Origin of the sequence: Okeania sp. SIO2F4, assembly GCF_010672385.1 — a bacterium.
In the GTDB taxonomy this organism is placed as follows: domain Bacteria; phylum Cyanobacteriota; class Cyanobacteriia; order Cyanobacteriales; family Microcoleaceae; genus Trichodesmium.
In genome coordinates this window covers 1-9,635 of the sequence record NZ_JAAHGT010000317.1, presented here as the reverse complement: position 1 = coordinate 9,635, position 9,635 = coordinate 1, and the positions used below count along the sequence as shown (strand labels likewise).

The 9,635-nt window shown below is 36.4% G+C and carries 7 protein-coding genes; all 7 read right to left on the bottom strand.

Annotation, left to right across the window (positions count from 1 at the left end):
- Nucleotides 1-214 precede the first annotated feature (214 nt).
- Nucleotides 215-742 (bottom strand): type II secretion system protein, encoded by a 528-nt coding sequence (locus F6K22_RS19885; RefSeq protein ID WP_293101598.1) that lies wholly within the window; start codon nt 740-742, stop codon nt 215-217.
- Between the two features lie 66 nt (nt 743-808).
- Nucleotides 809-1,615: an ABC transporter substrate-binding protein gene (locus tag F6K22_RS19880; protein WP_293101601.1), complete on the bottom strand. Its 807-nt coding sequence runs from the start codon at nt 1,613-1,615 to the stop codon at nt 809-811.
- Nucleotides 1,616-2,284 carry an ABC transporter substrate-binding protein gene (locus F6K22_RS19875; protein ID WP_293101595.1) on the bottom strand — a complete coding sequence of 223 codons (669 nt, stop codon included), beginning with the start codon at nt 2,282-2,284 and terminating at the stop codon, nt 1,616-1,618. It lies immediately after the preceding gene.
- A gap of 388 nt (nt 2,285-2,672) precedes the next feature.
- Nucleotides 2,673-5,261 (bottom strand): ABC transporter substrate-binding protein, encoded by a 2,589-nt coding sequence (locus F6K22_RS19870; protein WP_293101592.1) that lies wholly within the window; start codon nt 5,259-5,261, stop codon nt 2,673-2,675.
- Nucleotides 5,262-6,039: 778 nt separating this feature from the next.
- Entirely contained in the window at nt 6,040-6,972 is a 933-nt protein-coding gene (locus F6K22_RS19865; protein ID WP_293101590.1) for a DUF1822 family protein, read from the bottom strand.
- A complete protein-coding gene (locus tag F6K22_RS19860; RefSeq protein ID WP_293101587.1) occupies nt 6,969-7,640 on the bottom strand; it encodes a hypothetical protein in 672 nt (223 codons plus the stop codon). Before F6K22_RS19860 ends, F6K22_RS19865 begins: the two co-directional genes overlap by 4 nt.
- A gap of 1,238 nt (nt 7,641-8,878) precedes the next feature.
- A partial coding sequence (locus F6K22_RS19855) for a HEAT repeat domain-containing protein (protein WP_293101585.1) occupies nt 8,879-9,635 on the bottom strand: 757 nt, incomplete at its 5' end.

Here is a 9,635-nt window from a genome sequence, read left to right as displayed (position 1 = left end):
CCCCTTCCCTTGTAGGGAAGGGGGTTGGGGGGTTAGGTTTTTTAACCTACTGGACTGACACAGCTAAAACTGTGCATTAGGGAGTAGGGTCGGAGGGTCGGAGGGGAGAAAGATTGTTGTTGGGTTTCGTCCCTCAACCCAACCTACATCTATATGCAACATTTAAGATGAAATAGTCCACTACAAGTTTTGCTCCAAATTTTGCTGTAGAAAATTAATATTCCTTCTTTCCAGTTCGCTCCCAACACTCCCGGATAGTTTCTTGGATAGTACACTCGCAGTCATAAATATCAATTCCTAAAACTAGATCGTCTCCAACTTTTTTCAGTTCTTGTGGTTGAGCTACTATTTGTGAGAGTTCATAATCTCGTTCTTTATTTTGTCCCCAAAACGCCACATGGACATAACAGCGACCATTTTCTGGAAGTGGCCAATGATCGTAGTCAAACACTGAATCAAAAGGAATACTACTAAGCCATTTCACCCTATCTTGTGGCTTTCCTGGAGCTATTTTTTGCCCAATCTCAGAAGAGCCAATATCATCGGGGTAGTAGGAGTTGCGAGCTTTCCAATCTTTTACTGATAGTGATATTTCTGTGAGGAGTAACCTGGCTTTTATATACTCATTGCTACTGTTGAGATTAGTATAGCTGCGGATAGCAATTAGAAACAAAACGCTAATAATGAAAACGACAACAGTTAATTCAACTAAGGTACTACCAGTCTGTTTGGTATTAGGCATGATTTCAGGTCTCGTTTATTAAAAGTATTTTGACAAAAAAATGGTATCTTCTTCCTTCTTTTAATTTTACTGCTCCAGAATTACAAATTCATATTTGCCAGATTTAACACTAGGTTTAACTTGAACTAATACTGACTTATCCTTCTCGAGAAACTGGCGATCGCCTAATTCCCCAAATCTAATTTTTCCAGTTACTCCTTCTAAATCAAAATCACCACTAGATAAAATTCTTTGTAATTTTTTACGGGAATAATTACCATTACTTTTATCGAGAGCTTTAATAATAGTTTTTGCTGCATCATAAGATGTAGCAGTACGCCAATTAATTTCACCATTCCAAAATTTTTGAGATGTTTGAGTAAACTCGTCATTAGGGTCACGATGCCAAGGAATAGCAACTGTCAAATTATTCTGGTTTGCTTCTTCTCCAGCATCATTTACAACTAGATAATTATAAATAGAATCTCCACCGATTAATTTTAATCCTTTAGCATTATCAATTACTCCAATGGTATTAGTCAGAGTTTTGTCAGTCGCCGGGACTAATAACATTGCTTCGGCATCTTGTTTTTTTGCCTGTTCAATACAATCTTGGGCGCTAAAGTTTCCAGCATTCAAGTAACATTGATGTACAAATTTTTTCGTTGCTAGGAGTGTCTCAAATTCTCGCTTCAGAGATTCACTATATTGATTATTTTCTACATAAGCTACTGCTACTTTTTGAGGTTTACCAATTTTTTCCAAATACTCAAATAAAGCTTGGGCAGCGATTCTATCGCTAGGGGAAATCTTAAATACAAACTTACTAAAATTCGATAAGAGAGTTGAGGTGCTAGTAGGAGAAATAGCTACTAATTTATGTTTGTGATAAATTTATCCGGCACTGAGAGTCATTGGACTAGAGTAGTGACCAATAATGGCGATAATATCTTTTTGTTTGACTAAATACTTAGCATTTTTTTTAGCAGTTTCTGGCTGATATTTATCATCAAAAATTGTGACTTGTAAAAATTTACCATTGAGACTACCTTGGCAATTTAATTGATGTTGGATATCTTTTATTGCCAGAGAAATTTCTGCTAAACCACAATTAAATTCACTTTGAGCTTGAGCAACTCCCCGTAAAATTTCGGCAGCAATATTAGGTTCTCCATTAGCAGGAATACTAACTGCTATTTTTAAGATTTTTCTGTTTTGATTGATTTTTTTTGCTTGAGCGATGGAATTGTTCAAAAAAATTACTGTCTCTGGGTCATTTTGTTTGAGATTAAGAGATTGGCGAAAATAGGAAATAGCACTGTTAAATCTTTTCTCTTTTATTTCTCTCATTCCTAATTCTTTTTCTGAGGATATTTCCCCAGAAGGAAAAAGAGTTTTTTCTCCAATACTATTATTAATGTTTGGAAGATCTCGAACTATCATGGGAATTACTAATTCTCCTACATCCCGAAGTATCAGAATAATTGCAATGAATAATCCTGCTACTTCTAAAGGCACTTTGATTCGCTGAATAAATTTCTGCCAAAGATTTTGTTGAGTCATTTTATCGGGTAGATATCAATTTTGAATAAAGCCAAAAATTTATCGATTTTAGGGAACAGGGAACAGGGAATAGGGAATAGGGAAGAGGAAATAGGAAAAAAGTATTTTTGCATATATTGAGATACACCCATTTTATCCTAAGTAAATAAATTGCTATTTTAATTTATTGCTACAGAATCACAAATTGATATTTTCAAAATTTGGCAAATTGACCTTCTTACTGAAAAATCCTGGTCTAAAGCCCCCCTTTTAAGAGGATAAAAAAAGAGAATTTTGTATTTCAAGCCTCTTGCTTCAGCTAGAGATACTGATAACTGATAACTGTTAACGCAGTTCCTCCGATAGGAGGCTAACTGATAACTGAAATGACTTCTTCCTTCTTTTAATTTTACCGCTCCAGAATCACAAATTCATATTTTCCAGATTTGGTACTAGGTTTAACTTGAACTAATACTGACTTATCTTTGTCAAGAAACTGGCGATCGCCTGACTTCCCAAATCTAATTTTTCCTGTTACTCCTTTTACATAAAAATCACGACTAGATAAAATACTTTGTAACTGTTTACGAGAATAATTACCCATCATTTTATCCATAGCTTTAATAATAGTTTTAGTAGCATCATAAGATGTAGCAGTACGCCAACTTACTTCGGCATTCCAAAACTTTTTAGCTGTTTGAGCAAATTCAGAATTAGGGTAACGATGCCAGGGAATAGCAAGGGTGAAATTTGCTTGTTCTCCTTGTTTACCAGCATCCTTTAATACCCTGGGATTATAAGCAGAATCTCCACCTAATAATTTCAACCCTTTAGCATTATTAATTATTCCTATAGCGTTACCCAGAGTTCTGTCTGTAGCAGGAATCAAAAACATTATTTCTGCACCTTGATTTTTGGCTGATTCCACACAGTCACTAGCACTAAAATTTCCGACTGAAATATCGCATTTATGTACAAAATTTGCTGGTAGTAATTTCTCAAATTCTTTAGCTAAAGACTCACTATAATTATTGCCAGGTATATAAGCAACGGCTATCTTTTGCTCTGCCCAATTTTGTTGATTCAAATAATTCCATAGAGTTTGGGCTGCTAGGTCATCACTTGGTGCAACTCTAAACACAAATTTACCAAAATTTTTCAAACTAATAGAAGTGCTAGTAGGAGAAATAGCCACAAGTTTTGCTTCGTTATAAATATCTCCAGCTTGTAAAGTCATATCACTAGAAGAATGACCAATAACAGCAATAATTTTCTCGTTTTCTACTAAAGCTTGAGCAATTTTTTCTGCAGTTTTTGGCAGATATTCATCATCAGCAATAGTAACTTTTAGAAATTTCCCATTCAAACTACCAGAGCAATTTAGTGAATTTTGAATATTTGTAATAGCCAGAGAAATTTTATTTAAACCACAATTAAATTCACTTTGAGCTTGAGCAACTCCTCGCAAAATTTCCTGAGCAATATCTGACTCTTGACCTATCGGAACACTAACTGCAATTTCTATCTTTTCCCCAATATTACTATTAGACTTTTGTTGAGCAATTGCATTATTCAAATAAATCAAAGTTTCCGGGTCATTTTTATTTTCTTGGAGAGACTGTCGAAATTGAGCGATCGCCCTAGCAAATTTCTCACTATCAAACTCCTGAATTCCCATTTCTTTTGCCAGAGTTGTCTTTGAAGAAATTAACAGCTTTTCTCCCTGACTAATATTTTGAGAAATTTCTGGTGGTGATGATATATCTGGAGTTGAAATGAATTGATTTTTCACTACATTAATCACCAAAAGTCCTAATAAAATTCCTGCGACTGTAATTTGCAAACATCCCATATTTGCGAGCTTCAAAAGAAGCTTAAATTTCTCCCATATATTTGGATGAATAAACTGCTCCCACCTCAGAGAATGAGATAAAGCTGTTTCTTGAATACAAAGAGTAGGCAACCACATTGCCCCTGGATAAGGCTTTTCAAAATGTTCTAACCTTCCTTTTGCTATTTGTAGAGATTCAAACAAGGATTTATTATTTGCAAACTCTGTAAAAAAATACTCCAAAAATTTCACTGCCACCATGTCTGGAACAGGTTCCCGCATAACAATAATTCTTGATAAACCAAGGTTGGCTAATTGATTTGCTAAACCCAAACCATCACAAGAATTAAAAATTGCTAACTGTAACCCTTTATCTATTGCATATTTCAAAGAATTTTTAAACTCTTCAATACTTAATCTATCTTCCTCATTCAAATCTATCCAACCAATTGAACCATCTTCTTTACTACAACTATGACCAGCAAAAACTAAGATGTGATAACCAGGTTCTTCCCGCAAAGCATTAGATAAAATCTCCCTAGTTGGTTGATTTAAACATTTTACTTCCGCACCCTTTTCCTTTAACTTTTGAATTACCTCTAAATCTAACTCTGTATTAATTCCATCACTCTTACCAACTATCAAAATAATTCTTACTTTTGAGAATTTATGCACTCCTTGAAATCTACCTCTACCCTTAACTCGGATAGCAATTTCTGTTTGGGGAAAACGAGACTCAAATAAACTCCATTCTTGCCAAGGAATTCGACGTAAATTAGGATTTTGAATATCCAAAAATAAGCGAATTTCTTCCCCAGAAGATTGTAGAGAACTTAAAACAGAAATTAACTCGTCTCGTATAGGTTGCCAACTACTATCGCCACTATCCAGCCATTGATTAAGAGTAATTTTAACTTGTTCTTTTTGTTCAGCACTAGAATGATTAATGACTGATTTTGGGCTAAGGCGAGTTGCTACTTTCCGCACATCTTCCAACTCATAATAAGCTTCTTTCCATTCTGTAAAAGATTTTTCTAGTTGAGAAGGTAAACATGGCAAAAAACCATCAATAGAGTGAAAATTAGTATCTTTAGTATCTATTAAAGTTAAAGTGACATGAAATTTATCATTAACACTATCAATTAGTTTAATTTTAATTATTTTCATAGTTATCTATCCTCTTGAACCAATTACTAAAAGTAGTGCTATACTTAGAAACTATTTCTAAACTTATAAAAACCTCTCTCCAAACCTCTCTCCTACCAGAAGAGAAGCTTTTAAATCCCCATTCCCTATTAGGGAAGCTATCCATTACCCACATCTTTCTTAACGTAAAACTTGATAAAAGAGAGAATTTATGTATTTACCATCAAATGCATATTTCCCAAGAGTAAATGTATTTAATTAGAGGCTTTAGAGTAATTTTGCTCTCTTTTTCTCCCCATCTCCCCATCTCCCCATCCCCTGATCAGAAAAGGGGTTTCAAGACTTATGGGTAAAGCATAGGTAGGGAAGGGGGGTAGGGGGTTAGGTTATTCAGGTGACGCTTCAATTATTAAGTAATTAACACGGGCTGAATAACCTTTTTAATAACTATTACCCAGTTAGTATTAGTTATGCATATTTTTACTTCTCGCTCTCGGACGTTCCATGCAACGTAAGCATTCAGCTAGCTCGCAGTCAGCTATCAGCAACAAGACTTTCTATTTAAGGACAGTGTTTAAATTAACAACTGACTTTAAGAACAAGGCAACCAACTTTTGTAGTAAGACAATTAATAAAGCTTTTATCCTAAATTAAAGCACTCTTCTGATAGCTGTTAGCGAAGCTCCTCTGAAAGAGGCTGGCTGGCGGCTGAATGCTTACCATGCAACGTCCCTACCTACTCCCCTATTCCCCCACTCCTCGAATCAATAAAATGTAGAAAAGTTTTTGAGAAATGGAATTAAACCACAAAATTTTCTCTAATTAGTTGGTCGCCTAAACTCATTTCTATAGTAAATTGTTCTTTAGTTTTACAGCCAAATTCTAATTGTATCCAATCATCTTTTTCCCTAGTCTCAGCTTCCATACAAGAAATACCAGACTCATCCAATATTTTCAGTTGTATATCGGGAGGTAAATAGAGACTTTCATCAGCAGGATAAAGTCTTACACAAACATCTATTCCTTCCTCTTCCTCCTCAAATTTAGCTGTCACTTTTACCATGAATACTATAGATCGCTGAGTCGCTCCACTACCCCAATTAATAATTTTTCCACAACTAATAGTTGGTACTTCAGATTCAGAAGTAGTTGTTCTTGAACTTCTCATATTAGTACCTGGCAATAATTCGGAAGGTTGCCATTCTGTCTGCAAAATTCCCGCAAACCACTGCCGTAAGTTGATAAATTTTTGACACCAATCAATTTCATCAATTAATATGTCTAAAGAATCTATTTCTGTCAATGAAATAGATTCTTGAAATTGTTCAATCTTTCTTCCAGAAACAAATCCCAATAGTTGTACTTGGTTTAAATCTTCCCCAAATTGAACTGCCAGATAACCAATTCTATTTTCAGTAACTTCTGGAGGCAAATAAAACTCTTTTTCTCCAGGCAATACCGGACGACATTCCAATTTGCCAATATTTGGTAAAACTAAGTCCGCAACATTAAATATTGCCCTAGAACCAGGATTCCAACAATCACTTTTATCAATAGCTGTTTGAATATTTATCCACTTTAAATAAGTTTGCACTGCCACAACAGCAAGAGTATTTAGATAAACTTGTTTTCCTTTTTCTGGAGTTGCTTGTTCTGCTGCAAATTGTCCTGCGTATTGATGAGCTTCAGGAGTCAAAAAAACTGTTAATGGTTGTGCTAAAGCTAGGGTCATGGTTGTTCTCCAAATTTACTACTAATTTCTTGTAACAAGGGAAGACATTTCCGCTTCCAGTGAGAATAAAGAGTTTGGTTACTAATACTAATTTCTCTAGAAATATTAGATATTCTTTTTTCTTCCAATAACAACCGAATGGCTAATACATGACAATTACATTCAGGATGTTTTCTCGGATGAGATGTTTTGAGTTTTTCCTCTGGGTCTGTCTTAATATATTCCTGAACTGCAATACCTTGTCTTTGACGTTTAGCTTGTTGTAGTTCAGCAATTTTCATTTCCAGTAAACTGAGAGTATTAGCTGGTAATTTTTCACCTAAAGTTGTTGACTGTCCTTCATCATCATTAATAGGTTTATCTATACTCTCATTTTCATATTTATTATCAGCAATATATAAATCTCGGACGCGCCATTTCAAATAACCATTAATCCAAATTACAAAACTTTTTTCCCAAGAGGAACCAGGTTGAAAGTTTTGAATATTTTTACTTGCCCATTCTAGAGTCCGATTAAAAGCCTCTGGATAATTTTGGTGAGATGACCTATATAATCCTGGTAGTTGTTGGATTAGTATCAATAATCTATTTAAAACTTTCTGGCGTTCTGGACTAGGATTTTGAGATTGACATATTTGGGTAATTAGGTCTCGCAGTTGGTCTTCCACGGCGATCGCCCTCCTATAACAATGGTTGAATGTTATGAGTTTAGCCCATCAACCAAAAATATATATTTGGCTTACCTTAATTTTTAACCCTCTCTTATTTATATATCTGCCTGTCAAAAGTTTTTTATGATTTAGGAGATATGATTAGATTTTTGATTTTCAAATTAGGAGGTAGGGGCGATTCGCGAATCGCCCCTACAGGGTTTTGGTTGTAACTATGTGGTTTATCAATCTGAAAAACGCTGTAATACTGGTAAATTTGAGTCAATGAAGACCTCTCCCCCAACCCCTCTCCTACGAGGAGAGGGGAGTTTCTCTCCCTTCCCTTGCAGGGAAGGGGGTCGGGGGGTTAGGTCTTGGTTTGCCCACCCTACTCTAATCCCTGCAATTTCTTTTTTGCCCACTCCCGCAGTTGTTCGTCTGGGTCGTTTGCTGCTCTGTCTTGTAATAGTGGGAGGGTTTGCGGATGGTCTGGATAATGTTTGACTATTGCTTCTAGAAGTTTGGTTGAGTTTAGGAGTAGGGTGTGTTTTTGCTAATGAAAAGCGTCAGCACGACACACCGAAAGTCAACGGTGGCGAGTTAATCAAATGTAATATAACATACTATACAATGTACTATTGTACAACAGATGAATAAAACATCAATCTATGGAAAAGAGAGCGGTCGCGTTTGCGTAGCATGACCTAGGAAAGCGGAACGGATGATAAGATCGCTACTCATGTAGGTTGGATTGTTCCTGCATTGCCAAGCATGGAACTCTTAATCCGTATATCCGTGCCATAATCGGTGTGAGCGCTGCAATTTCTTTTTTGCCCACTCCCGCAGTTGTTCGTCTGGGTCGTTTGCTGCTCTGTCTTGTAATAGTGGGAGGGTTTGCGGATGGTCTGGATATTGTTTAACTATTGCTTCTAGAAGTTTGGTTGAGTTTAGGAGTAGGGTGTGTTTTTGCTAATGAAAAGCATCAGCACGACACACCGAAAGTCAACGGTGGTGAGTTAATCAAATGTAGTATAAAATACTATACAATGTACTATTGTACAACAGATGAATAAAACATCAATCTATGGAAAAGAGAGCGGTCGCGTTTGCGTAGCATGACCTAGGAAAGCGGAACGGATGATAAGATCGCTACTCATGTAGGTTGGGTAGAGCGACAGCGAAACCCAACAGATACAATATTGTTGTTGAGTTACCCTGCGGGATATTGCTACGTACCTCAACCCAACCTACAAAACTTAATCCGCTTCATCCGTATATCCGTGCCATAATCCGTGTGAGCGCTGCAATTTCTTTTTTGCCCACTCCTGTAGTTGTTCGTCTGGGTCGTTTGCTGCTCTGTCTTGTAATAGTGGGATGGTTTGCGGATGGTCTGGATAGTTTTCGATAATTTCCTCTAGTGCAATTTGTCGAGGGTTGGTTTGATACTTATATTCACGTTGAAAGGGATCATTGAGAGCGGTGTGGTAAAGCAATTCAAAAATTCCTGGCTCATCTTTCCAACCACTAACTATTTGTCGCACTGCTTCGCTTCGCACCTTTTTGCTATGATCGGACTCTAGGCTTTGTTTTAGTAATTCTAAAGTTCCCGGCTCATGTTTCCAACCACTAACTATTTGTCGCACCGCTTCAACTCGCACATCCCAATTCTCATCAGACATTACCTTTTGTTTGAGTAAATCTATAATTCCCGGCTCATCTTTCCAACCAGTAGCTATTTGTCGCACCGCTTCAACTTGCACATCCCAATTCTCATCAGACACTACCCTTTGTTTGAGTAATTCTAAAATTCCCGGCTGATTTTTCCAACCAGTAGCTATTTGTCGCACCGCTTCAAGTCGCACATACCTATCATCATTAGACTCTACCCATTGTTTGAGTAATTCTAAAATTCCCGGCTGATTTTTCCAACCAGTAGCTATTTGTCGCACCGCTTCAAGTCGCACATACCTATCATCATTAGACTCTACCCATTGTTTGAGTAATTCTAAAATT